Raw genomic sequence first — 25,198 nt, forward strand, 5'->3', positions numbered from 1 at the left:
CTCCTAAATATTTTCATATAAATTATAAATTTCTTCTTTTGTTGCGATATTTTCTGAAAAAGCAGTTGCTGATCCGCAGGCTAGTGAAAATTTAAAGGCATCTTCTTTAGAAAAACCACTTATTATTCCATAAACAAAACCTGCAAGCATTGAATCTCCTGATCCTACTGAATCAACCAATTTTCCTTCTGGAGCTTTTGAATAATATTCATCTCCATTTTCATCAAGCAAAAATGCACCTTTTTTTCCCAAAGAAATAATAATATTTCTTGCTCCTAAATCTTGAAGTTTTTTTCCGTACAAGCTTAAATCTTTATCAGTTTTAATGTCAACATCGAATATTTCTTCAAGTTCTCTTTGATTAGGTTTTATTAGGTAAGGTTTTAGAGACAGACTTTCTTTTAAGGCATTTCCAGATGCATCTACAATGATCTTTACGTTTTTGTTTTCTAAATCTTTCATTATTTTCGCATAAAAATCATCGCCCAAGGACTTTGGTATTGAACCTGATAAGAATAGATAGTCATTATCTCCTAATTTTTCTAATTTTTCAAAAAGTACTTTCTGCTCGTTTTCGTTAATTATAAGGCCCTTACCATTTATTTCTGTCTCATTATTAGCTTTAATTTTTACATTTATCCTTGTTAAGCCTTTAGAAATTTCAATAAAATCCGTTTTAAGTCCCCAATCTTCTTTAACTAATCTTTCTAGCTCTTTTCCTGTAAATCCACCTATGTAGGCTAAGGCAAGTGAATCCATACCAAGATTTTTCAAAAGCTTTGAAACATTTATCCCTTTACCGCCCGCCTTAATATTTTCTTCATCCATCCTATTTGTTTCTCCTAAATCCAAATGTTTTACTCTTACAATGTGATCTAGGGCAGGATTTAAAGTTAAAGTATAAATCATAGGCCCTCCTTTAACTTTCTTATAACAATTTCGTCCTTTCCATCATTTTTTACATTAGTTATAATTTCTAAATTAGGATCATTAGAAAATGTAACCTTAGAAACTTTCCCAAACTTTGAAGAATCCGCCAAAAAATAAACTTTTCTGCACCTTGAAATAGCCTTTGATTTTACCATAGCTTCGTTTATATCTGGAGTTGTAAAACCAACTTGTTCATGTATGCCATTAGTGCCAAAAAATCCAATACTGAAGTTGAAGTTATCTAAATAATCACAAGTGCTTGCACCAATCAAAGCTCCTGTTCCTTTTTTAAACTCTCCAGGGACTATAAATACTTTCTTACCAATAAGCGATAACTTTTTTCCGGTAGCTAAAGAATTTGTGACATAATATGTATAATCTGCACTTATGTAGTCAATAATAGCCTCAACGCTTGTTCCTGCATCTAAGTAAACAAAGTCATTTTCAGAAATTAAACTTGCAGCAAATTTTCCAATAAGATCTTTTTCCTTGGTGTTAATTGTAAATTTATAATCCAAGTCGTCTTCAGTTGAAATAAATTGAGCGTTTTTGATTGAACTAGCTCCACCAAAAACTTTTACAATTTTATTAAGGGCATGAAGTTCATTAAGATCTCTTCTTACAGTTGCCAACGAAGTGTCCAAAACTTCTGATATTTCCGTAGTTTTGACAGAGCCTTTCTCATTTACTAACTCTATTATTTTTGAAAATCTTTCTTCCTTTAGCATGGCAAATCCTTTCTATAATCTATTATAGAATAATACTAAATCATTGTCAAGCATTTTAAATCAAAATAAATCATTTATTACAAAAAAATAAAGTTTCAAATTATATTAAAATGTGAAACTTTAGATTAAAATATTAAATTTTCAATTTATTATGGAATCTAGGAATTTCCCAAAATTCGCATTTGACTTAAGTATAATTTTTTTACCATCTATAAATCTAATAAATTCTATTTTATAGGCATGGAGCAAAAATCTATCTAACTTGAATTTTGATCCATAAAGTTCATCTCCTAAAATTGGATAGCCAAGATTTGCTAAAGATGCTCTAATTTGATGAGTTTTTCCTGTTTTTATATCTGCATTAATATATGTTATGTTTCTCGATGGGTCATAGTTTAAAGTTTTAAAGTAAGTTATGGCAGTTTTGCCATTTTTTGAAATCTCATATCTTTTTTCTTCTTCATTGTAGGCTAAATTTATTTTTATTAGTTTATCTATGTCTAATTTTCCTTCGATCACTGCCAAATATTTTTTCTTAAAAAAATTTTTTTCAATTTGATTTTGGTAATATGCCATTGAGTAAGGATTTTTTGCAACCATCAATAATCCAGAAGTGTTCATATCCAAGCGATTAACTAGTCTTATTTTTGCCTTTATATTATTTACAGAAAAGTAATAGGCAAGATAATTAGCCAAAGAAATTTGACCTTTGGAGTTTACTGTCAAACTATAAGATTTGTTTACTACTAATATGTGATTATCTTCGTAAATAATTTCTAATTCACCTTTAGCTTTATCATAGTCAATCTTTTCATCTTCTATTGGAATAATTAAAGAATCATCTATATTTAAGTTGAAATTTTTATTAACCTTATCATCATTAACGAAATAGCCATTTTCAAAGATATCTTTAATTGCCCTTTTGGAAAAACTATTTTCTAATAAGAATTTTTTTGTAGTTATTTTTTCATTTATTTTAAAATTTATACTATTCATATCAACCTCTATGTTATAATGTATTATATGAGAGGTTTTCAAGATGACAAATGTTATAAATATATTTAAAAATAAATCGAAATTTAGTAAAAATATTTTTTATAAAAGCAAAGATATTTTAGAAAATTATGGTTTTTCTATTTCTAAAACATATGATCCTAATGCCATGCTAAATCTAGTTATTGGTGGTGATGGAACATTTCTTAAAGCAGTTCACGATACGAATTTTACTGATATTCCTTTTATTGGAATTAACACAGGACACTTGGGTTTTTATCAAGAGATTGAAGTTAACGAAATTGAATCTTTTGCAAAGGCCCTAAAAAACAGGTCATATTTTACAGAAGAGCTTACAGTTTTGGATTCAAATGTAAATAGAAATCATATTTCTTGCCTAAACGAAGTTGTTGTTAAAAGTGATAGGAATCAAATTGTTAGATTAAAGGTATTTATTGATGGGATTTTTGTAGAAAATTTTCAAGGTGATGGATTGATAATTTCAACTCCCCATGGATCTACAGCTTATAATTTATCTGCTGGCGGTGCAATTCTTCACCAATCTTTAAAAGGTTTTGAGCTAACTCCAATTGCTCCTATTTATTCAAATATAAACAAATCCCTTAAAAGTCCTATAGTTTTACCAGAAAATGCTATAGTCGATATCTTAGTATCAAGAAGGGATAATTACCATACTGTTTTTATCTTTGATGGAAAAGAACATCAAACAAAAGATTATAAAATTAGCATTAAAGTTTCAAATAAGACAATAAAAAAACTTATTCTTGACAATAATCACTATTGGACTAATATCAAAAATAAGTTATTGTAGTCTCATTCTAAGTTTACTTGATTAAAGATGTCTAAAATTAAATTTCTTGCAATAGGCGCTACAGTTACTCCTGCTGTGTCTTTAGAATTTTCTATTACAATTGCAATAGCAAGTTTCGGGTCATATGCAGGAGCAAATCCTACAAACCATGAATCAATTAGTCCGTCGTTTTTATCAACAGTACCAGTTTTTCCTGCTAGTTGTATTCCTTGAATATAAGCTCCTTTTGCAGTTCCTTCCTTAACTACATCTACCATCATATCTCTTATAATATTGGCATTTTCTGTGCTTGTAACTTTTGATAAGACTTCTTCCTCTGATTTCCAAAGAGTTTCACCTTCTTTATTTGTTATAGATGAAACAAGCCTTGGCCTCATCATTTTTCCTTCAGAGGCAATTGTAGAAACCATCATTGCCATGTGAAGTGGAGTTGTCTTTGTTTTACCATAACCAAAACCAGTCATGGCCAAATCAACTTGATTTAATTCTTTATATGGAATGGTTGAATCGTATTTTTCCAGATCAAAGTCATAAGTTTTACTAAACATATATTTATCGGTCATCTTCATCAAAGATTCCTTGCCTAATTTGTTAGTTTTTGATGCAAAATATGTGTTTACAGAATGAACAAAAGCACTTCTTAAATCAAGACTTCCAAAAACTTGATCACCAAAGTTTTTGATATCAAAATTTTGTATAGTTTCTGTACCAGTATCCTCGTATGACTTATCAATATTATTTTCAAGCATTGCATTAGATGTAATGATTTTAAAAATTGATCCTGGTCTATATAAGCCTGAAGTTGCCCTATTTACCAAAGGTCCATTATTATTGGCTATTAGATTCTCCCAATCTCTATTTACAGTATTAGGATCAAATGTAGGAGCCGATGTCAATGCTAAAATTTCACCTGTTTTTGGATTCATAATAACTATTGCACCTTGATGAGGACTCAAATAATTATAAGCTAAATTTTGGATATTTTGATCTATAGTTAGATGTAAATCATTTCCTTTGTCAGTTTTTACAACCATTTTTCTAAACTGACTTAAATTTTCTTCTTTTAAATTTAGTAACCAATTATTATAAGTCTTCTCTATACCAGTTTTGCCATAAGTTTTTGAATTATAACCAGTAACTGCTGCACTAGCTTTGCCGTAATTATAGATTCTTTCCTTACTTCCATCTTGATTTTCTTGGTTATAAGCTAAAATATTCCCATTTCTATCATAAATTATTCCCCTATCAATTGCATCCTCATTTACCCACAATCTTCTGTTATTTTCATTTTTTGCTATCTCTTTGGCTTTGAAAAGTTGAAAATAGACAATATACATAGCAAGGCCCATAAAAAGAAGTACAAAAAAGATCATTACAAAAAGCAATCTCTTGTTTAGGGTTGATTTTGATAGGACTTTTAATTCTCTGCTATCTTTAATTCTTTGCTCTTTTTCTAATTCTTTTATTTTATCAATGAAGCTTTTTTCAGTTTTCCTTTTTTTCTTTGCCTTAAAATTTTTATCTTCACTCATTAGTTTCATCTCCGTATTTAATATTTGTAGCACAATATTGCAAACAACCTAGAAGTATAAAACCTGAAAGCATGGAAGAACCACCTTGTGATATAAAAGGTAAGGTTACTCCAGTTAGGGGTATAACTTTCAAAACTCCACCAAGTATAATAAAAGTTTGTAAGGCAAATAAAACTCCAATACAAAACGCTAGCGTTGAAAAAAATTTATCTTGTTGAGTTAATGAAATTTTAAAAGCTCTATATACCAAAATCATAAACAAAAGAATTACTGCAATTCCCATGAATACTCCCATTTCTTCCGTAATAGCCGAAAAAATAAAGTCAGATTCTGCAACTGGTATATAATCTGGATGTCCCAAACCAATTCCAGTTCCAAATAATCCACCACTAGCTGTGGCAAATAAAGCCTGAGTAATTTGATATCCTGTTTTATTTATATCCGTCCAAGGATCAAGCCAAGTTGCAACTCTTATTCTTACGTGTCCAAACATAAAATAAGCAAGAATTGAACCTATAATCATTGAAATTATGTTAAAGGCAATAAAAAACCTATCTTTTTCATAGACAAATTGGCTTAAAATCATAAGACCAAAAAATATCAATGCAGTTCCTAAGTCTTTTTGCAAAAACAAAAAGCCAATAAACATTAAAATGACAAATTCCATATAATATCTACCAAAGGGTTTGCTTACAATTTCATTATAACGAGCATAAAAGCTTGCAACGAAAAATGCTAGTGGAACTTTGATAAATTCAGATGGCTGAAAAGAAAAATTCTTAATAACTATCCAGTTTTTGGCTCCTCCAAGATAAGTACCAAAAACAAGTGTTGCAACAAATAAACCAACAGAAATTACAACATAAAAAATACTTATTTTAGACCAAAACTTAAATGCTTTTAGTATAAAAAATGTAATAAAAAATAAAGCTATCCCTACTAAGTAAAATTGTAATTGTCTTTTCCCGTATGAAGGATTTAACCTATATATCATAGAAACTCCTATAGTAAAGAGCATATTTACAATTAAAACTAAGATATTATCTGCTTTTGTAAGCTTACTTACAAGGCTTGTTGATAATACAACTACTGCTAAAATCGCCAAATAAGTATAAAAATCCGTATTGCCGATATTTTTTATATTAAAAACAAGCGCAAGTGAAAGAGACAAAAAAGTAAAAATAAAAAGTAAAATAGTTGATTTATTGCTATACTTATTTTCTCTTAAAGTTAAATCTAAGTCTTTATTCATTTTCATCTCCTTGGATAAACAAGAATTGTAATTGACCAAGATGGATGATATCATTTGTCTTTAGTTCAATTGCATCTTCTATTCTTTCTCCATTTAAGAATGTTCCGTTGGCAGATTTCAAATCTTCAAGGAAATATATATCTTCATCTTGAATTATTCTTGCGTGAAATTTTGACAAATACTTATCCTTTATACAAATAGTATTTCTATCATCACGACCAATTGTATCTTCTTCGCCAATAAAATAGTATTCCTGAACCATAAATCTAAAGGCGTCATTTTTGTTGATTAATTTTAGATAGGTATCAGATTCTTTTTCCTTTAACAAAGTTGTTTTTACATCGTAATATATAATTCTTATAATGGAATATATAAAATAAAAAACAACAATTACAAAGATATACTTTAATATTGTCGAAATCAATTGATATAATGTTAAATTTCCAAATACATTTATTGAAAAAATTCTATCTATAAAATTAAAAAAATTATCCATAATATTCATCCTTTACTTTTGTTCTTATATTTTACCACATAAAAAGTATTTGAAAACACCATATTTTATGTAATAACAAGCTTTTACACATATATACCAATCATCTTACAAGAAAAAAAGAATCTAATCCAAAATATTAGACTAGATTCTAATGATTTAATATTATTAATTTTAAAGGTCTAAATAAACTCTATTCAATAGAATCGATGATATCATTCATTTCTTTTATCAATAGATCCTTTTTCTCGGTTGAAGACTTTTCATCTTTATCTATGGCATTTACATAAACTTTAATTTTCGGCTCTGTGCCTGATGGTCTTAAAGCAAGCCATGAGTTATCTTTAAAAAAGTATTTTAATACATTTGATTTTGCCAAACCAGTATCGTCATTTTTGTAATCAATTATATGGTCTGTTTTAAGTCCTGCAAGATCTTTTATTGGATTTTGACGAACGCTTTCCATAATACGACCTATACGTTCTTGTCCGTCTATTCCAGTTAAGGTTATAGAAATTACATCATTTGCATAAAATCCATGTTCTTTATATATTTCTTCAAGAACATCTAGCATGCTTTTACCCATTTTTTTGTAATATCCTGCCATTTCAGCTATCATCATTGCAGAGTTTACTGCGTCTTTATCTCTTACAAAGTCTTTGTAGTTATAGCCGATAGATTCCTCAAAACCAAAGATAAATTTGCCAGAATTGTCTTTTTCTAATTTATTGGCAATTTCATAAACATTTTTAAAACCCGTTAGAACATCATAAGTTTTTACATTGTATTTTGCGGCTATTGGTTTTATCAAATCTGTTGAAACTAATGATTTTACTACTGCACCATTTTCTGGAAGTTCATTATTCTTTTCTAGAGCTTCTAGAATATAGTTTGTTAATAAAGATCCAATTTTATTTCCAGATAAGAATACATATTCTCCCTTATCATCTTTAATTTCTACAGCACATCTATCAGAATCAGGATCTGTTGCAAGTAATAAGTCTGCTCCTACTTCCTTGCCTAATTTTTCTGAATATTCAAATGCTGCTGGCATTTCTGGATTTGGATAACCAACTGTTGTAAAATCTGGGTCAGGATTTTCTTGCTCTTTTACAATGTATATATTTTTAAATCCACGTTCATCCAATATTCGTCTTACAAGTTTGTTGCCACATCCGTTAAGTGGAGTGTAGACAATTTTAATATCCTTATCTATATCCTCATTTATAGTGCAAGCTAAAACTTCTTTTACATAATCTTCTATCAATTGATCATCGACATATTCAATAATTCCTTCTTTTAATCCCTCTTCGAAATCGATTCTTGGGATTGCAAAAAAGTCTTGATGTTCTGATATGTGCTTTAAGATTTTATTTGCAGTTTCATCTAATATTTGACTTCCTTCTGAATTGTAAGCCTTATAGCCATTATATTCTCTTGGATTATGACTTGCTGTTACCATAACTCCAGCGGAAGTTTTTAGATGTCTAACTGTATAGGATAAAACTGGTGTTGGCTCTATATCTTTGTGAATATAAACTTTAATGCCATTTGCAGCAAATACTTCAGCAGTTATTTTTGCAAATTCTTTTGATTTGTGACGAACATCATAGGCAATTGCAACACCTGCTTTTTTGGCTTCTTCTCCACCTTCAGAAATGGTATCTGCAAAACCCTGGGTTGCTTGAGCAACCATATATTCGTTCATTCTATTAGTTCCTGCTCCAAGTTTACCACGCAAGCCTGCTGTTCCAAATTCTAAAGAGCTATAAAATCTATCTTTAATTTCCTTATCATCATCTTTAATTTCTTCTAATTCTCTTTTTGTTTCTTCATCAAATTTGTCGTTGTTGTACCAACTCTCAAAATTTTTCCTGTAATCCATATTAACCTCCAATTTTATATACGTTTACTGATAATTCATCAACTGTTAAAGTATCATTAATTTCTATCTTATAAGTATTTTTACCCTCTTTAGAAAAAATCTTTTCAATATTGTAAATATTTTTGCCAAGGAATTTTTCCAAGTCTACTTTCTTAATATTCTCTATTTGGTTCTCGGAATTTATTATTATTAGAAACAAACATTCTTGCCCAGAAATTTTGTAGATTATCGTAGAATCATTTTCTGTTTGCATAAATTCTAAATTTTTCTTTATATTTTCTCTACTTGTATTGGAAAATATTCCAAGGCTTTTCCTTAAAGTAATTAGATCTTTTGTATAGGTAAAAATTCCATAATTAGTTTCTTTGTCTGCCCAATTAATTGCATTTACAAATAAAGGCGAATTGTAGGAATTTCTGTCATTTTTTTTAGAATGATTAAATTCATTACCTTCATATAAGAAAGGAATTCCATAAGAAAGCATTATTATTCCCATACTAAGTTTGACATAATCGTCAATTTTATCAAGATTTGATAAGGAAATTTGTAATTTATCATACAAGATCAAATTATCATGACAGTTTAGATAATTAATCGATTCATTTGCCTTATCTGCAAATCCTATAGAACTATTAATTGAAGTTGACCCTCTAATTCCTTCTTCTACAAGAGCTTTTAATTTAAAATCTCCTTGAATATAACCTATGGCAAATGATTCGGTATCTCCCTTTATTGCATCTCTAAATATATCATTAAAAACTCCAAATCCTTGAGATCTTTGCCTACCTTTTATGCTTAATTTTTCAGAAGCTAAAGTAGTAGATAAAGCAAACCAAGGCTCGCCATAAATTATTATATTTGGATTTATTTTCCTTAACTCTTTTACTGCAATTTTCATTGTGTCTATATCAATTAGGCCCATCAAATCAAAGCGAAAGCCATCTATTTTATATTCGCTTACCCAAAATTTTAGGCAATCAATTATTAATTTTCTTACGAAGGCTCTCTCACTTGCAAGTTCGTTTCCAACTCCAGATCCATTTGAAAATGTTTCATCTTCATTTAACCTATAATAATATTTACATAAGCTATAGAGATTTGAATCATAGGATTTGAAAGTATGGTTAAAAACAACATCCATAACAACAGCAATGTTATTTTGATGAAAACATTCTATCATCTTTTTTAATTCGTAAATTCTATTTAAGGGATCTTTGGGATCTGTAGAATATGAACCTTCTGGGACAAAATATAATTCTGGATCGTAACCCCAATTATAGTTATCATCATCAAAAAACTTATCAGAGACTTCATCTACACTAAAGAAGTCAAAAATCGGTAGCAATTGGACATGAGTAATACCTAAATCGATTATATTGTCAATTCCTGTGGAAAAACCGTGATATTTTCTATTTTTTTCACAAAGTCCAAGATATTTTCCAGCATTGTTTACGTTGCTTGATTTATCAGCAGTATAATTTTTTACGTTCATTTCATAAATTATCGCATCGTCAATTTGTATTTTGGGAACTTTAGAATTTCTAAAACCTTTTGGATCTGTTTTTCTCAAATCACAAACAACAGAATACATACTATTAATAGATGATGCGTAGGAATAAGGATCTGTAACTTCATAGATATCATCGATAATATATGAATAAAAATATCCATGGTAATCGCCATTTAAAGTCACTTCAAAAATCCCCAGATTATTTTTCTTCATAGGAAATTTTTTGTTTCTAGGGTTATTGTAATTTTTACCTATTTTTAATTCTATTTTTTTAGGATCTGGAGCAAAAACTCTAAATATTGTTTTAGATTTATCATAAATTGCCCCAAAATTTATATCTTTTATATCATCATATTTTATTTCTTCTATTTTCGTTAACAAAATTTTTTTTCCTTTGCAAAATATCATCTACGCTAAATTCACTAGACCACATCAAATTTTTTATCTCATTACTAGTCCATTTATTTATATCCAAATAATCCAAAGAAATATTTTTACGTAAATTAATTAACTCTGATAAATTTAATAAAACATTAAATGAGTCATTATATAGCAAAATTTCATCCAATAAAGCTTTGAAATTATAAGGAAAATTTTGATAGGATTCATTAATCAAATTATTTGTCGTATAAGTAACCATATCATCATTTTTTAATACATCATAAGCCATATATGTCTTATTATTTTTCATTTTTTTGTAATCTTCAAAGCTTTCACCTAGTAGATAAAATGAATTCTCAGTTGGTAAATTATTTATAATCCCACCTCTTGTGGAAATTATATTAGACATATTTATTGCTGAATTAAGAATATCAAAATTCATATTATCTAGTAATGGATTGGTCAAATTTGAATAAATATCGCAAGCAGGGTAGAGAAATTTTTGTAGACTTACATTTAAGTTTTCTACAAAAATTATTTTTATTTTTTCCCTAATTATTTTATCTGATTCAACAAGTTTTTTTAGTGCCATTATTAGTTTTATAGCTTCTTTGGCCACATAATATCCCTCATTGGCTTTGCCAGAAAAAATATAAGTCTTAGGTATATAATAAGTATTGGAATTATCTCTTAAATAGAAAAATTCATAAGCTATGGCTAGGGCGTTTAATATTTGCCTTTTACCCTCATGCATAATTGATAGTTGCATATCAAATATTGAGTATGGATTGATATCTTTTTCTTTTTCCAATTTCTTTATAAGCTTTTCTTTATTTTCAAATTTAATTTCTTCAAGATCAGCAGAAAATCTTTTGTTATTTATTAAAGAATTTAACTTATCCTTATCTTTATTTATATCATAAATCTTATAATCTTTTAATAAACTATAAAGTTTGGAATTAGCACTTTTCACATAAGTAAAAGTGTCTGTTCCCATATTTATAAAGCTTGTATTATCGTTTGCTTTTCTATCCTCGTAAAGTGTTTTTGAAAGAAAAATGTATTCTTTTGATAATGATTTATTAATATTTTTAAAAACTACAAAAGAATCTTCGATTAATGGCAGGTAGTTTTCATCTTTTATTAATTCTGCCTGAATTTCAACTATAGTATTAAATAAGTCTTGATTCATTTTTCTAATTTCATCTACAGGATATTTTTCTAAAGAATCATCAGTAATAGAAAAAACCAAATGATAAAATATTTCTCTTGTGTATGCTAAAGCTTCCTTAATCGAAAAATCATATTGGCTTTTTAGTATTCGGATAAATTCAACTAAAGCTAAGCTCGGATGTATATCATTTATAACTACATTAGTTTGCTTGTTTATATTTCTAATATCTTTGTAATACAAGATATATCTTCTTACAAAATCTCTCATAGATGCTGCTGCAAAAAAATATTCTTGTTTTAGTCTTAAAATCTTTCCATCATAGGTAGAATCATCTACATACAAAAATTTCGTAAGAGAAGAACTGTTTATATAATTTTCATATGCTTTTATAAGATCTCCTCTAGTGAAATCTATTATATCTACATCGGAAATTGGATCAGATTTAAATAATCTTAAGGTATTTACAAAACTTCCATCATCTGAAACTATTGGCATATCAAAAGTTTTCACTTGATCTTTCTTATCGTATATATCAATAATATTTGTAAAAGATTTCTGATGTTCAAAATTTGATCCATCTTTAAGCCATGAATCAGACTTAGCTAATTGTACACCATTTTCGATTGATTGTTTAAAATCTCCTGACTCATATCTTAGAGCATAAGCAGTTGCTTTTATTTTTGCATTGGTAAGCGCATCTATCAAATAAGAGCTTCCCATGCCCATATCTCCAATTCCTAAAGCTGGATCTTTGTCAAAATTTAAAATATGATCATAATCAAAACCAATCTCATTTAAGGCAGCTTTTATTTGATCTTCAATTTCTAGTTTTTGGGAAATGTTTTTTAAAAATCCACCTGGCAAATACTCAAAACTTAAGATATAAACTTCATAGCCTTCCTTAATTTTTTTGCTTTCCACCCAAGTTTTACCGACAATTTCCATTACAAATCTGCACAAAGAATCATAAACTTCTTTTTCCCTTGCAAAAGAAAGATCCTTAGCGTAAAAAGAATACAAATAATTTTGTATTCTTTCTATAATCAAATCTTTGCTTATATTAAGCTTTTGTTTTCTCATACAAATCCAAGTACTTTTCTGCAGAAATTTGCCAATCCAAATCAATTTTCATAGCATTTTTAACTAATTCTTTATGAGCCTTAGGATTGTTTTTGTAGATACTAATAGCATTTTTTATTGCAAACAATAGTTCATGAGCATTAATATTTGAAAAAGAATAACCAGTTCCCTCACCGGTGTATTCATTGTAAGGAATAACCGTGTCTTTTAGTCCACCTGCTTCACGCACTATAGGTAGCGAACCATATCTCATGGCTATAAGTTGACTTATTCCACAAGGTTCAGATATAGAAGGCATTAGATAAAAATCACTTGCTGCATATATTTTATTGCTTTCTTTTGAATTAAAATATATTCTTGCTGCCATTTTTTCTGGATATTTCCAAGCAAAATATTTAAACATTTCCTCGTAAGTATATTCTCCAGTACCTAAAACGACAAATTGTATATCCTCAGATAAAAGTTCATCTAATATATATCTAATAAGATCCATTCCTTTCATTTCATTTAGCCTAGATACAAGCCCAATCATAGGCACATCTTCTCTTTGAGGAAGATCATATAATTTTTGTAAGGCTAATTTATTTTTATTTTTATTTTTTATAGTTTTGATATCATAATTATAATCTATAAGCTTATCAGTCTTTGGATTCCAATGTTTATAATCAATACCATTGATAATACCAGATAGTTTGTAATCATATTGTCTAATTACTCCATCTAGACCTTCACCATAAAAAGGATAATGAATTTCTCTAGCATAATTTTCTGATACTGTATTTACTGCAGTGGCGTGAATTATACCACCTTTCATAAAGTTTATTGCATCGTAGTATTTTAGGTCATTTTCATTGAAATATCCACCGTCAAGACCAGCAAGTCTCATCACATCAGGGTCAAATACGCCTTGATATTTAAGATTATGAATGGTAAATAAGGTCCTAATATCATCGTAATAAGAATCACCATGTCTAAAATCATTGACAAAAACATTTACCATAGCAGTATGCCAATCATTAGAATGGATTATATCTGGTTTAAAATTAATCTCTTTTGGCAAAAGTGTACAAGCTTTTGAAAAATAAATAAATCTTTCAGCATCATCTCCAAATCCATAAGGATAAGATCTTGAAAAATACTCTTTATTATCTATAAAATAGTAGCTTACTCCATCTAAATCCAATTGATAAATACCAGCATATTGATGTTTCCAATCAAGATCTACATAAAATTCAGTTACTTTTTCCATCATTGATTTATATTTCTCATCAATAGTTTCATACATTGGAAGAACAACTCTTATATCAACGCCAAGATTCTTAAGCTCTTTAGGCAAGGATCCTGCAACATCGGCAAGACCACCAGTTTTTATAAAAGGTACAGCCTCGCTTGTAAGATAAAGAACTTTCATTAGTAACTCCTCTTGTTTAATTTTTCATTTTTATTACTTACAAAAGGATGTGATCTATTTCCAAATAATTTCATATTATTTCCAATTTCTGTTCCTTTATCGCATATAGTAAAGTTCAAAATTGCATCCTCACCAATTACGCTATCTTGAAAAATTATAGAATTTTTTACAACTGCATCCTTTTTGATATTTACACCTCTAAAGATTATTGAATTTTCTACCTCTCCTTCGATAATTGATCCATTTGCAACCAAAGAATTTTTTACTAAAGAATCTTTTGTATAAGAAGTTGAAGGCTCGTCTTTAGATTTTGTATAAACTAAGCCGTCTTTGTAGAAAATATTATCAAAATATTCTCTATCCAATAATTTTATATTAGCATCAAAAAATGAGTAAGTATCCATTATAATTTGTAATTGCTTGTCAATTCTATAAAAATCTTTACTTAAATTTGAAGGATACTTAAATATAGCTGAAAGCAAAGAATCTATATTATTCATTTCTACAGCATATCTTAATACCTTAATAAACACTTCTCTTTTGATTAGAATTGATCCAGCAAATAAATCAAATTCATCACTTAATCCGAGGTTTATCCCAGTATTTAGTGGCTTATTATTCTCATCAGAATTGATAATTCTTCTGTTTAATAAGAATCCATTGTCATCTCTAGTTTTTTGAGTAAAGATCAAGACATCTGTATCATTTGATTTCATTCTTTCTTTTGCATCGCCAATATCCACCTTGGTAATATACATTGGATTTGTAATAAAAACAAACTCTGCGTTACTTTGTTCATAAGCAGGTAAAGATTCAAAATATTTACTTACCTCAGATGGATCTTTTATATCATAATTTGGTGGATTTATTGTTAGTCCCCCATGTCTTCTGTTTAATTCCCAACTTTTGCCATTTCCTATATGGTCAAGGGTTGACCTCATTTTTTTGCCAGCAAACAAAATTACATTTGTAATATCATAATTAGTAAGATTTGATAAGGTGAAATCAATGATTCTATATCTTCCACCAAAAGGCAACATATAATCTGGTCTAACCTTACATAATTCACCATAATTAGCTGGGTTGAATTCAGAACTATAAACTAAAGCTAATACACTATCCATCCTATTCCTCCTCTATACCTTCATTGCTAACCAAATAGACGCTCTTGGAATTTTCACATCCAATATTTTCATTAATTTCTACATCTTCAGCAACTACGCAATTGTAAATTTTTACCCCTGCTTTAACATGAGATCCATATAAAAGCACTGAATTATAGACTTCTGCACCTTCTTCTATTTTTACATTAGAAAATAAAACTGAATTATCAACTTTCCCATCGATAACACAAGCTTCATTAACTAAAGCATCTTTAAGTTCAGCTTTTGGACCAATTCTATGTGGTGGCAAATTAAGACTAGTCGTATAAATTTTCCAATCTTCATCGTAAATATCCAACTCATTGTTTGGATCTATTAAATCTAAATTTGCCTGCCAATAGCTTCTTACAGTTCCAACATCTTTCCAGTATCCATCAAATTTATAAACATAAAGGGGAGCGCCGCTAGCTAACATTTTTGGGATAATATCATGGCCAAAGTCATTTGTAGAATTTTTATCCTTATCATCTTCAATTAAAGCTTTCCTTAAAACTTTCCAATTAAATACATAAATTCCCATTGAAGCGAGATTTGACTTAGGATTTGCTGGTTTTTCTTCAAATTCTGTAATTCTACCCTCTTCGTCAGTATTCATAATTCCAAATCTACTAGCTTCTTCCCATTCAACTTCCATAACAGCAATTGTTGCACTAGCACCCTTTGACTTATGTACATCTAATAATTCTCTATAATCCATCTTGTAGATATGATCTCCAGATAAAATTAAAACGTATTCAGGATTAACTTGGTCTAGGTAATTAATATTTTCAAAAATAGCACTGGCAGTTCCCTCAAACCACTTACCACCTTCTTCTGTATAATAAGGTGAAAGAATTCTTAGACCACCGTGGTTTCTGTCATAATCCCAAGCAGAACCAATTCCTAAGTGTCTATTTAGTAGTTGTGGCTTGTATTGAGTTAAAACTCCTATATCTTTTATCTCTGAGTTTGTTGAATTACTCAAAGCAAAATCAATAATTCTGTATTTTCCTCCAAAAGGAACAACAGGCTTTGCCATATCTTTAGTTAAAGCTTTAAGTCTGGAACCTTGACCACCAGCTAAAAGCATGGCAGCCGTTTTGTTTGAATTTCTCATAAGTCCTCCTGTTAATAATAAAACTTCTTAATGTATTAATACCCATTATTAAATATTAAGTGCATAAAAACCTTTTCTTATCTTATATTTTACAAAATTTTATCATTTTTGACAATATTCAATTTGGAAAGTATAATTTACAATACTTGGGGATGCCAAGGTTTCGACGTGGTCGAAAAATTTTTAATTGCAAGTCGTTTACTGATCGTAAATCAGCCATTAAATATAAACGCAAACAATAATAGCGAAGCAAACTTCGCACTAGCTGCCTAAGAACTGGCGGCAATAAATTATAAACTCGTCGCAAGTTTATAATTTGTTTCATATTTTAGCGACACAACTTTTAGTAAAGCTTTGAACTAAAAGTTCAATGATGAAGCTAGCATAAAAATTATTTGTAAGTTTAATGATTCTTATGCGAAATTTCTAAACTTACTAAACTTGTAGATATTAAAAAGGAAGCTTCCACGGACATGGGTTCAACTCCCATCATCTCCACCAAATGCCTTCTAAACGTTGATATTTCAACATCTAAAAATTTACTGATACTAAAATGATACTATAAATATTTTTTTATCGTTTGAAATCTTTATTTTTTTCTCCCTTTTTAAAAAAATCTCTTATGTATAAAAATACTTGAAAATCTAATAATTATTAATTTTACAAAAAAATAAGAGTCTATAATAGACCCCCATTTTCTAAAAGCATTTCTAAATAATCACCGTAATTATTAATTTTATATAACTTCTTTACTGCTTCATCAATCGTATTTATCTTGTAAGCTTGCATTACTTCAAGCAATAACCTAATATCTTCTTCATTCGATTGACTTAGTATGCCTTTAATAACCTTGTTTAAATCGCTTTTATTCATCTACTACCTCCTTATTGAATTTATCTAAAAGCTTTTCTATAAATGTCGTTGTCTGCTTTTTCTAGTTGTAACAACGTTCGCCATACTGGTGAATTTATTTCTGATGTTTGTACTCTAGGTTGTGTATAATCATAAGCGCCAATGTAAGAGATTTCTTTTTCCCTCATCATCTCACGTCTATAATCTAAAAAATAAGGGTCAGTATAAATCTTGTTTATAGCACGCCTTTTTATGTCATAAATTACATTTATGCTTATGTTTGTTTTATCAGCAATTTCAGCAAAATTATAACCGTATCTAAAATGCATTTTTAGAATTGTGTATTCCTTATCATTTAGGAGAACCCTCAACCTATCAGAAATATGATTATATTCTGTTGTTTCTTCAATGTTTATATTTTCGTCTTCGATAGTATCGATCAATGAAATATTTTCAGAATCTTCAGAATCAGTTAAAGGCGTATCAAGTGAAACATCTTTGTTGTAGTCTAGCCTATGCCTTGAAGCTTGTAGAATCTGACTATAAGCATAAGTTGAAAACTTAAAGCCTAATGTAGGGTTAAATGTTTCGACTGCCTTTAAAAGCCAATAAAAACATTCTTGTTGTAATTCTTCATAATCGTGATAATCTTTTATATAAATCTTTTTAATGACTAACGGTATTAAGCCAAAGTTATTTAATGCAATCTTATTCCTTAGTTCAATATTTCTATTATTTTGATAATCTAAAAATAATTCAGTATCAGTCATAATCAAGCCTTTTTATATGTATGTATAGATTTTGTATAATTGTATAATATTTTCCAATCAGTAGAAATTATTGCACAAAATATAAATTTTGTGTAATTATTTAAAAAATATTTTTTAATAAATGTTTAAGTTTAGCCATTTGTAATTTCTGTATATTATTCATAATTATAACTCTTCTGAAATCTTTTGAAAAGCCTTAACGCTCTATTCTTCGATTTAAGCGATTTTATTTTATTAGCCATATATTTATATGCCTATAATTGATATCGTGCAATCTACCTATGAATACTTGAGCCAATTTAATATTATTTAATAAAATTATTTGCTAATTTGCCATTATAAATTAAATTTATGTTTTTATCTTAAATTTTTTCAGTTTTTTAACTTTTTGATTGATGATGATTATTAAATATTTTGATACCATAAGAGATTTTTAAGAAAAATAAAAAGCACGCCGTAACGTGCCTTTTACATAAAATAATTTTTTTATGAGAATACGCTAATATATTATTATTATTCTTATTTTTTTGCAATACAAGATATTTATTGATTTGATTATATTTGATATAATTATTTTGTTATCACGCCTATACTGATAACAGTTAGGAGGTGATTTGCATGGACTCACTGTATTTCTTTTTGGTGTCTGTCATGGTTGGTGTAACTACTCATTACATTAACAAGTGGTTAGACGAACACTGCAAACGTGATAACTAGCCCATTAAATAGAAAAGCAAGGTCGGTCGCCTTGCTTTTTTTGTGATTTACATGAATCTGTATTTCTTTACTCACAAATATTATACCACCTTTTAATAATTTTCAAAATACCACTAATTTTATTTTATGTACATTTAGTCACTTATATTTATATTCAAATATATTTATATCGGCTTACAATCTCTTAAAAATCGAAACCTTAGCAAACCTTAACAAACCTTAACAATGAGCCATATTATTTTATGCAATAATAAAAATGCTAATGTTGCAATTTGGTACATCAGCACCATTTTATAGAGTGATTTCAAATGTAAAGACGTATTTACATTAGGGTAAACCTTAGCACTATTTTAAAGGGTGTCCATAGTAATGACCTCCTACCTCATCACTAATGATCCCGTTTTATTTTATAATCGATGACCTCATTACTAATGACCCCATAATACATTGTAATCAACGCCCTAATTAGTAATTAGGTCGTAAATAATTTGCATAACTTGACTATGCCATTAATTAAAATCAGCTAATAAAAAGTTAGCTAAAAGTTAGTAAAAAGTCAGTAAAAAGTCAGTATTATTTACCACTAGTGGTTTTTCATCTAATGGATTGTTTTCAACGGTTTCAGACCTTTTTTTCTCAAAAATCTCTGATAATTTTCTTATTCTGTTAACTTTTTATCAACACAAGCTTTTACACTATCTTTTTCTAACAATTTACATAATCTTAGTGGCGTAAGTAATACCGTTATATTTTTAACATCATAGGCTTTTACACTAGGATTCTCCAGGAAAAATTTACAAATTTATATACATAATATATACATAATATAAGCAAAATAAAATTACAATAATTTTGATAGATTTTTAACATCATAGCTTTTTGTGTTAGTTTTGTATTAGTTTTGTATTATTTTTTATAGCGTCAGTATTAATGACGCCGTCTATACTATGGACAGTATCATAAAGCTAGTTCAGCATTTTACCTATTCCCTTTTTATGGTATCGTGAATGTCGCCATAGCCTTTTTAGGGTGTTACATTTGTGGCAATTTGACGTTGCCCCGTTTTAGGGACTCAATTATAAAAAATTATAATCTCTTATGGTATTTATTATCTAAACATCAGCAATCAATAAAGGAGGTACAAAATGCACCCCCCCATATATCATCGATCTGTTAAATCTGTTTTATTCTTTATCTCTTTTATGCTATCTTGTTCAACAATATTATTTAATTCATTGATTAAACCAAGCACATAGTCGCCTTGTTTTCCAATAAGAGATAGTAAAGGGAAACAATAATCTTCGTCGCCGTATATCTCTCTATCTACTGGTATTACTTTGTAAGTTAATAATTTAATACTTTGATTTAGGTCATACATACAATTTTGTAATTTAAGAGTCATATCGCTTAATTCTTTATTTGTCATATTATGCTCCTATGCAATTATGCAGATTATTTCTATTTTTATACAATGTTAACAATTGCTTTTCAATAAATTTTTGTCTTTGTGTTTTATCAATTTTATAGTAATCGTCATTTACGTTAGCGTCTAATTCCTCAGCTATTTCTTTACCTAATTCAATGTAGTAGTCGGCTTCTGATTTAATGCATTTTAGAATAACGTCAATCTCATCATCTGTATATTTATACTGTTTTATCATATCAGCCACTTCATTAATTGATACATTGAAATTTATAGAATTGTCTAACTCTCTAGTACCGTTTAGGTATTCGAGCGATGCCCCAATTTTGCCTAATCTGTCTAGGTTTTGCATTAATTTTAAATTCGTTGCCTTTAAATCAAAAACATTATTATTATAAATCTTCAAATCGTGTAAATTTAGAGATTCTTTATTCACGGTACTCATATTAGTACTAATTAAATCTGTTGTATTTAATAATTCGTAAGCTTCTCTAGTCGCTTTAGCAACTTCAACCATGAAATCTAAGCATTTAAGATAGCCTATAATGTTGCTATATGCTAGGTCGTAACCATCTCTGTAACCAGCCATATAGTCAACTCCTATATTGTCAACAATACGCTCTTTTGATTGCTCTAATTGTGTTTTTTCTTGTTTTAAATATTCGTTTTTATTCATTTACTCCCTCACTTATTTTTTAAATTAAATATTTTAAAATCTCTTGTTTTTAATATCGGCGATGAGGTCGGTACTAACTACCCCATCAACCGATTATTTTTAATTTAAAAGCCGTATAGATCTATAAAATTATTTGTGTATCTAAGATTTATAACTATATCATCTCTAAACGTCATATTTTTAGTTTTAAGAGATTTTATGACCATAAGCATATAAATACACCTTTTTTTATTTTTGATTTAATCTACCTATCAAATTTTGACAATTTGCCCTATTCTGATATACTGATATTGATAAGATTTGCCCAACTCTTATTTTTATTAAATATTTCTTTTTGCCTACCTCATTGTTGTTTTAGCAATGAGGTATTTTTTATCTGAAACTTTTATCACCAAATTTTACAGGTTCGGTCATTCCTTTAAGTCTATCTAATAATTGTGTAACAGTTCTATTTTCATTGTTTGATTGATTATTCAATAATCTAATAGCTAAGTCATTTAACCCATAATTTGAGGTAACGACTAAGATAGAATTATAATTCATCATCTCATCTAGTAGCCTTTTGAGTGTTTTTATTGACCAATCTGAAACATTTTGACCTAATTCGTCAATAACAACTAACTTGTTTTTTGCTATTTTTTTAATATAATCGTCTTCGCTTATGCTTGAATTTTCTTGATAAGTTTCCCTAATTTTTGACAATATATATTCTTCACTACCGTAAAATATTGGTACTGATTGATGTTTAAATACTGCTCTTGCAATAGCAGAAGCTAGTGTAGTTTTACCCGTACCCGATTGCTTGCTATATAAGTACAATCCAGTATCAAGTTTATTAAAGTCATAGACAAATTTTATCGCCTTATCTACTTGCTTGCTCTCTTCAACGCTCCAAGTATTTTTAATGTCATTTAACGTCATATCCATGGTATTTAGTGGCATTCTCTTAAAGGCTTCATATTCAGCTTTCTTGTCTTTTTGCCTACAAGCTTCGTCTATTTTTTTTTGTAGTTCTTCTTCTTTTTGTTTTCTCAATTCTTCGGCGGAATTGCCATTATTACCATTCTTTTTTCCCATTTCTTCATAATCATTTAACATATTATTAATATTCATAAATTCTCCTTATTTTTTTATTATTTACCAAGAATAATTATTAGCTAACGTTGAATCTGTCCCATCTTCACGATTTTTATAATAATTTTCTAGCACCTTTACAAAATTATCAGCAATTAAAAACCAATCAAATTTAACGGGTGGACTATTCAACTTACCAAGTAAATATTGACTATTTTTGATATTGTCGATAGCTTGTAATATTTTTTCTAAACCATAAGTTTTTATTAAATAGCTAACGTCTTGATATCTTTTGTCGGTTATAGCTTCGATTGAATTTAATTCATCAATGCTATTCCATTTATCTTTAATCGTCTTTATAGATCTATCATGATCATATATATTATTTATATATTTACTTATCTTATTCTGTTTATCTCTAGAGATAACCCCATTGTCATTCAAAAGATAAGCCCCCTTATCTCTAGAGATAACCCCCTCATCTTTAGAAGCTACCCCCTTTATCTCTTGTGATAAGGGTAAATAATTTATAAATAATTTTCTAGTGTATAGATTAGTCGCTTCTTTTTTGACTGATTGCTTAGTTATGTAGCCTTTATCTGATAGCTTTGTAATAGCTCTTGAAACAGTTAAAGGCGTAACATTTAGCTTTGAAGCAATATAACCATTGCTAGCATAACAGTAGCCGTCTTTGTAAGACAATTGGTATATCTCCGCATATATAAGCTTTTGCTTATCAGCTAAATCAGTATCATAAAAAACTTTATTAGGTATTTTGTGATAATATCCACCACCTTCATCGATCTGTTGATTATTTGATTTTTTTACGTTTCCTTGAATATCATTCAATTACCACCCCCTATTTAACCACTTGCTTTTTAATATCTTCATCATCAAGCTTGTATCTATTAGCTAAATATTCAGCAGGTACACGCCCTTGCATAGTTAAAAAGCCGTCTTCTTCAAGTTCTTTATTTAGGATCTTTATGGACTTATACGCCATACTTTGACTACAATTTAAAATTTCCATAACTTGCCTAACATTTAGTAACATTTTTTCACCCCCTTATTCATCAAGTTTTACAATCTCTTTAGGTTCAACATTCAAGGCTTTAGCAATTTTATTAACCATGTTCAATGTAGCATGTCCACGGTCTAAAATTGCACCGACCCATTGCCTTGACGATTGCATTAGTTCAGCCAAATCACCAATATTCAAATCTTTTTCTAGCATTATCATTTTTATTTTTAATGAATTGATTTGCATTTTTCCTCCCATCTTGTTCTGTTTATGGTAATATTTTATCATTTGTGTTCTGTTTGTCAATACTTTTATAGTAATTTATTTACATTTACGGAACATTAGTTTATAATTGAATTCGAGAGAGGTATTTTTATGAATAAGCTAATAGTTGGCAAAAAGCTAAAATATATTAGAGAATTAAATAACCTTACAATGGATAAACTAAAAGAAGAATTCAACCGTAATTACGGGACAAGTATTTCTAAATCAATGATTTCTAACCGGGAGAATGGTCATTATTTAATTAGCAATAAAAATCTAAATATCTATGTTCAATTTTTCAATGCTCCATTAGCGTATTTTACCAAGGATTATGTAAAGGCTGAAGATTATGAAGCTTTTAAAAAACAAGCTGAAAAGATTGATAGCCTACTTCTTAAATTCAATATAGATGATGATTTTTATAGCGATTACATACATTATGCAATTCATGAAATAAATGAATACTTAGAATATCTGAATGCCGATGGCGTAAATAAAGTTTTAGAATTTACAAAGGATATTTACAAAATAGACGATTATACACTAAATGATTATGATAATAATAGCAAAGAGAAAAATGAAGAATAACCATGCCAGCATACAAAGACGAAAAAACGGGTAAATGGTACTGTAAATTCTACTGTCAAGATGAAGAAGAAAACAACATACAAAAACTAAAACGAGGCTTTGACACAAAGAAAAAAGCACAAGAATACGAACGTGAATATTTGTTAGCACGTCAAGGACTGCCGACAATGCTATTATCTAGCTTCATCGACTTATATAGACTTGACCAATACCCACAATTAAGGGCAAGAAGCCAATTAACAAAAACATCTAAACATAAAAAGATTTTAGAAACATTTAAAGATAAGCCAATAAACGAAATCACACCCAAGGACTTAAAACATTGGCAAAATAAGCTAATCAAGAATAACTATTCTGACGGGTATATAACCAATTTAAGAACAGAGTTCAGCACCCTACTAAACCACGCCGTAAACTACTACAATCTACCTAAAAACCCATTTAGACAAGTAAAGAGAGCAAAGAATCCCAATTATATACCAGAAGAAAAACAATTTTGGACTTTAGAAGAATACCAAAGTGTATATAACAACATCGATGACCTAAAGGCGAAAACTGCCATAAATCTCTTATATTGGACAGGAATACGTAAAGGTGAATTATTAGCACTTACATGGAGAAAAATTAATTTTGATAAAAAGACACTACTAGTCAACCGATCTCTACAAAGAATTAAGGGCAAGAACATAATCACGCAAACAAAAACATATGAGAATAGAGAAATAAGCCTACCAGACACAACAATAGCACTAATGAAATACTATAAAAGCAAGTGTTACAATCACAATGATGATGATTATATTTTCAATTGGGAAAAGAGATTTATTGAAAATGGAATAAAAAACGGACGAAACAAAACCAACTTAGAGATTGAAAAATACAACAAAACCCACGAAATAAAAAAAGATTTAATAAAAAGAATTAGAGTGCATGACCTAAGACACTCACACGCAAGTTTTTTAATAAATCATAACGTAAATATAGTATTAATTTCAAAGAGACTAGGACACAAAGACACTTCAACAACATTAGATATTTATGCACATTTTTACCCAACATCTGAAACAAATCTAATCGAAATAATGAACAGTGAAGCATGAAGAAATTGATACTAAAATGATACTAAAAAATTAAAAAACCCATAAAAACGGTGGAATTGGGAGCAATTTAAAAAAAACAAATGTCTAAATTTCAACATTATAGAAAATAAAACAATGCCCGACAGACTCCCATCATCTCCACCAAATACATACGAGCATTGAATTCTTAACATCTAAAAATTTACTGGCAACTTTTTGGCAACATAATAGTTAAAATTTAATTTAAGCAAAATAAAAACAGGGACTAACCCTG

General features: G+C 28.8%; 23 protein-coding genes and 1 other RNA gene. 4 read left to right on the top strand and 20 right to left on the bottom strand.

The window, feature by feature from the left end; genetic code table 11:
- Window positions 1-3: 3 nt before the first annotated feature.
- The 3 genes from pfkB to CS884_RS03905 form a co-directional block, all read right to left on the bottom strand.
- On the bottom strand, window positions 4-909 hold the full coding sequence (gene pfkB, locus CS884_RS03895) for a 1-phosphofructokinase (RefSeq protein WP_099320762.1): 906 nt from the start codon (window positions 907-909) through the stop codon (window positions 4-6).
- Window positions 906-1,658 carry a DeoR/GlpR family DNA-binding transcription regulator gene (locus CS884_RS03900; protein ID WP_099320763.1) on the bottom strand — a complete coding sequence of 251 codons (753 nt, stop codon included), beginning with the start codon at window positions 1,656-1,658 and terminating at the stop codon, window positions 906-908. The genes pfkB and CS884_RS03900 overlap by 4 nt, the downstream gene beginning before the upstream one ends.
- A gap of 141 nt (window positions 1,659-1,799) precedes the next feature.
- A complete protein-coding gene (locus CS884_RS03905) occupies window positions 1,800-2,654 on the bottom strand; it encodes an RluA family pseudouridine synthase (protein WP_099320764.1) in 855 nt (284 codons plus the stop codon).
- Between the two features lie 43 nt (window positions 2,655-2,697).
- Here CS884_RS03905 and CS884_RS03910 point away from each other — a divergent pair, with 43 nt between their 5' ends.
- A complete protein-coding gene (locus tag CS884_RS03910) occupies window positions 2,698-3,483 on the top strand; it encodes an NAD(+)/NADH kinase (protein ID WP_099320765.1) in 786 nt (261 codons plus the stop codon).
- A gap of 2 nt (window positions 3,484-3,485) precedes the next feature.
- Here the strand turns inward: CS884_RS03910 and CS884_RS03915 are convergent, their stop codons facing one another.
- From CS884_RS03915 to CS884_RS03955, 9 genes are all read right to left on the bottom strand, one after another.
- Window positions 3,486-5,015 carry a penicillin-binding protein 2 gene (locus CS884_RS03915; RefSeq protein ID WP_099320766.1) on the bottom strand — a complete coding sequence of 510 codons (1,530 nt, stop codon included), beginning with the start codon at window positions 5,013-5,015 and terminating at the stop codon, window positions 3,486-3,488.
- Window positions 5,008-6,273, bottom strand: coding sequence for an FtsW/RodA/SpoVE family cell cycle protein (locus tag CS884_RS03920; RefSeq protein WP_099320767.1), 1,266 nt, complete (start codon window positions 6,271-6,273; stop codon window positions 5,008-5,010). Before CS884_RS03920 ends, CS884_RS03915 begins: the two co-directional genes overlap by 8 nt.
- A complete protein-coding gene (locus CS884_RS03925; protein WP_099320768.1) occupies window positions 6,260-6,763 on the bottom strand; it encodes an FHA domain-containing protein in 504 nt (167 codons plus the stop codon). The genes CS884_RS03920 and CS884_RS03925 overlap by 14 nt, the downstream gene beginning before the upstream one ends.
- 190 nt (window positions 6,764-6,953) lie before the next feature.
- Complete coding sequence (locus CS884_RS03930; RefSeq protein WP_099320769.1) at window positions 6,954-8,645, bottom strand: phospho-sugar mutase; 1,692 nt, start codon at window positions 8,643-8,645, stop codon at window positions 6,954-6,956.
- Between the two features lies 1 nt (window position 8,646).
- Window positions 8,647-10,536 (bottom strand): type I pullulanase, encoded by a 1,890-nt coding sequence (gene pulA, locus CS884_RS03935; protein WP_308216799.1) that lies wholly within the window; start codon window positions 10,534-10,536, stop codon window positions 8,647-8,649.
- Complete coding sequence (locus CS884_RS03940) at window positions 10,505-12,790, bottom strand: glycogen/starch/alpha-glucan phosphorylase (protein ID WP_099320771.1); 2,286 nt, start codon at window positions 12,788-12,790, stop codon at window positions 10,505-10,507. The genes pulA and CS884_RS03940 overlap by 32 nt, the downstream gene beginning before the upstream one ends.
- Window positions 12,771-14,201, bottom strand: a complete 1,431-nt coding sequence (glgA, locus tag CS884_RS03945; RefSeq protein WP_099320772.1) for a glycogen synthase GlgA — start codon at window positions 14,199-14,201, stop codon at window positions 12,771-12,773. The genes CS884_RS03940 and glgA overlap by 20 nt, the downstream gene beginning before the upstream one ends.
- Complete coding sequence (gene glgD / locus CS884_RS03950) at window positions 14,201-15,325, bottom strand: glucose-1-phosphate adenylyltransferase subunit GlgD (RefSeq protein WP_099320773.1); 1,125 nt, start codon at window positions 15,323-15,325, stop codon at window positions 14,201-14,203. Before glgD ends, glgA begins: the two co-directional genes overlap by 1 nt.
- A 1-nt stretch (window position 15,326) precedes the next feature.
- On the bottom strand, window positions 15,327-16,460 hold the full coding sequence (locus CS884_RS03955; RefSeq protein WP_099320774.1) for a glucose-1-phosphate adenylyltransferase: 1,134 nt from the start codon (window positions 16,458-16,460) through the stop codon (window positions 15,327-15,329).
- A 148-nt stretch (window positions 16,461-16,608) separates the two neighbouring features.
- Between CS884_RS03955 and ssrA the strand changes: the two genes are divergently transcribed.
- Window positions 16,609-16,961, top strand: a transfer-messenger RNA (tmRNA) gene (gene ssrA / locus CS884_RS03960).
- Window positions 16,962-17,138: 177 nt separating this feature from the next.
- Here the strand turns inward: ssrA and CS884_RS03965 are convergent.
- The 8 genes from CS884_RS03965 to CS884_RS04000 form a co-directional block, all read right to left on the bottom strand.
- On the bottom strand, window positions 17,139-17,333 hold the full coding sequence (locus CS884_RS03965; protein ID WP_099320775.1) for a hypothetical protein: 195 nt from the start codon (window positions 17,331-17,333) through the stop codon (window positions 17,139-17,141).
- 20 nt (window positions 17,334-17,353) lie between these two features.
- The gene (locus tag CS884_RS03970) at window positions 17,354-18,082 is read right to left on the bottom strand and encodes a sigma-70 family RNA polymerase sigma factor (protein WP_099320776.1); all 729 of its coding nucleotides are present in this window, start codon (window positions 18,080-18,082) and stop codon (window positions 17,354-17,356) included.
- Window positions 18,083-19,961: 1,879 nt separating this feature from the next.
- Window positions 19,962-20,225 carry a hypothetical protein gene (locus tag CS884_RS03975; protein ID WP_099320777.1) on the bottom strand — a complete coding sequence of 88 codons (264 nt, stop codon included), beginning with the start codon at window positions 20,223-20,225 and terminating at the stop codon, window positions 19,962-19,964.
- 1 nt (window position 20,226) lies between these two features.
- Window positions 20,227-20,898, bottom strand: coding sequence for a hypothetical protein (locus CS884_RS03980; protein ID WP_099320778.1), 672 nt, complete (start codon window positions 20,896-20,898; stop codon window positions 20,227-20,229).
- A gap of 372 nt (window positions 20,899-21,270) precedes the next feature.
- Window positions 21,271-22,011 carry an ATP-binding protein gene (locus CS884_RS03985; protein ID WP_099320779.1) on the bottom strand — a complete coding sequence of 247 codons (741 nt, stop codon included), beginning with the start codon at window positions 22,009-22,011 and terminating at the stop codon, window positions 21,271-21,273.
- Window positions 22,012-22,035: 24 nt separating this feature from the next.
- On the bottom strand, window positions 22,036-22,821 hold the full coding sequence (locus tag CS884_RS03990) for a helix-turn-helix domain-containing protein (protein ID WP_099320780.1): 786 nt from the start codon (window positions 22,819-22,821) through the stop codon (window positions 22,036-22,038).
- Between the two features lie 10 nt (window positions 22,822-22,831).
- On the bottom strand, window positions 22,832-23,026 hold the full coding sequence (locus tag CS884_RS03995; protein ID WP_099320781.1) for a transcriptional regulator: 195 nt from the start codon (window positions 23,024-23,026) through the stop codon (window positions 22,832-22,834).
- A 12-nt stretch (window positions 23,027-23,038) separates the two neighbouring features.
- Window positions 23,039-23,239, bottom strand: coding sequence for a helix-turn-helix transcriptional regulator (locus tag CS884_RS04000; protein ID WP_099320782.1), 201 nt, complete (start codon window positions 23,237-23,239; stop codon window positions 23,039-23,041).
- A gap of 129 nt (window positions 23,240-23,368) precedes the next feature.
- Between CS884_RS04000 and CS884_RS04005 the strand changes: the two genes are divergently transcribed.
- Window positions 23,369-23,845 carry a helix-turn-helix transcriptional regulator gene (locus tag CS884_RS04005; RefSeq protein WP_099320783.1) on the top strand — a complete coding sequence of 159 codons (477 nt, stop codon included), beginning with the start codon at window positions 23,369-23,371 and terminating at the stop codon, window positions 23,843-23,845.
- 2 nt (window positions 23,846-23,847) lie between these two features.
- Window positions 23,848-24,945, top strand: a complete 1,098-nt coding sequence (locus tag CS884_RS04010; protein WP_099320784.1) for a tyrosine-type recombinase/integrase — start codon at window positions 23,848-23,850, stop codon at window positions 24,943-24,945.
- The last annotated feature ends 253 nt before the right edge of the window (window positions 24,946-25,198 follow it).

Source organism: Anaerococcus sp. Marseille-P3625, from assembly GCF_900232825.1.
Lineage (GTDB): Bacteria > Bacillota > Clostridia > Tissierellales > Peptoniphilaceae > Anaerococcus.

Bases quoted from the DNA above. Each gene is read 5' to 3' on its own strand.
- pfkB (WP_099320762.1), bottom strand. From the start codon at position 909: ATGATTTATACTTTAACTTTAAATCCTGCCCTAGATCACATTGTAAGA.
- CS884_RS03900 (WP_099320763.1), bottom strand. From the start codon at position 1,658: ATGCTAAAGGAAGAAAGATTTTCAAAAATAATAGAGTTAGTAAATGAG.
- CS884_RS03905 (WP_099320764.1), bottom strand. From the start codon at position 2,654: ATGAATAGTATAAATTTTAAAATAAATGAAAAAATAACTACAAAAAAA.
- CS884_RS03910 (WP_099320765.1), top strand. From the start codon at position 2,698: ATGACAAATGTTATAAATATATTTAAAAATAAATCGAAATTTAGTAAA.
- CS884_RS03915 (WP_099320766.1), bottom strand. From the start codon at position 5,015: ATGAGTGAAGATAAAAATTTTAAGGCAAAGAAAAAAAGGAAAACTGAA.
- CS884_RS03920 (WP_099320767.1), bottom strand. From the start codon at position 6,273: ATGAAAATGAATAAAGACTTAGATTTAACTTTAAGAGAAAATAAGTAT.
- CS884_RS03925 (WP_099320768.1), bottom strand. From the start codon at position 6,763: ATGGATAATTTTTTTAATTTTATAGATAGAATTTTTTCAATAAATGTA.
- CS884_RS03930 (WP_099320769.1), bottom strand. From the start codon at position 8,645: ATGGATTACAGGAAAAATTTTGAGAGTTGGTACAACAACGACAAATTT.
- CS884_RS03940 (WP_099320771.1), bottom strand. From the start codon at position 12,790: ATGAGAAAACAAAAGCTTAATATAAGCAAAGATTTGATTATAGAAAGA.
- glgA (WP_099320772.1), bottom strand. From the start codon at position 14,201: ATGAAAGTTCTTTATCTTACAAGCGAGGCTGTACCTTTTATAAAAACT.
- glgD (WP_099320773.1), bottom strand. From the start codon at position 15,325: ATGGATAGTGTATTAGCTTTAGTTTATAGTTCTGAATTCAACCCAGCT.
- CS884_RS03955 (WP_099320774.1), bottom strand. From the start codon at position 16,460: ATGAGAAATTCAAACAAAACGGCTGCCATGCTTTTAGCTGGTGGTCAA.
- CS884_RS03965 (WP_099320775.1), bottom strand. From the start codon at position 17,333: ATGAATAAAAGCGATTTAAACAAGGTTATTAAAGGCATACTAAGTCAA.
- CS884_RS03970 (WP_099320776.1), bottom strand. From the start codon at position 18,082: ATGACTGATACTGAATTATTTTTAGATTATCAAAATAATAGAAATATT.
- CS884_RS03975 (WP_099320777.1), bottom strand. From the start codon at position 20,225: ATGACAAATAAAGAATTAAGCGATATGACTCTTAAATTACAAAATTGT.
- CS884_RS03980 (WP_099320778.1), bottom strand. From the start codon at position 20,898: ATGAATAAAAACGAATATTTAAAACAAGAAAAAACACAATTAGAGCAA.
- CS884_RS03985 (WP_099320779.1), bottom strand. From the start codon at position 22,011: ATGAATATTAATAATATGTTAAATGATTATGAAGAAATGGGAAAAAAG.
- CS884_RS03995 (WP_099320781.1), bottom strand. From the start codon at position 23,026: ATGTTACTAAATGTTAGGCAAGTTATGGAAATTTTAAATTGTAGTCAA.
- CS884_RS04000 (WP_099320782.1), bottom strand. From the start codon at position 23,239: ATGCAAATCAATTCATTAAAAATAAAAATGATAATGCTAGAAAAAGAT.
- CS884_RS04005 (WP_099320783.1), top strand. From the start codon at position 23,369: ATGAATAAGCTAATAGTTGGCAAAAAGCTAAAATATATTAGAGAATTA.
- CS884_RS04010 (WP_099320784.1), top strand. From the start codon at position 23,848: ATGCCAGCATACAAAGACGAAAAAACGGGTAAATGGTACTGTAAATTC.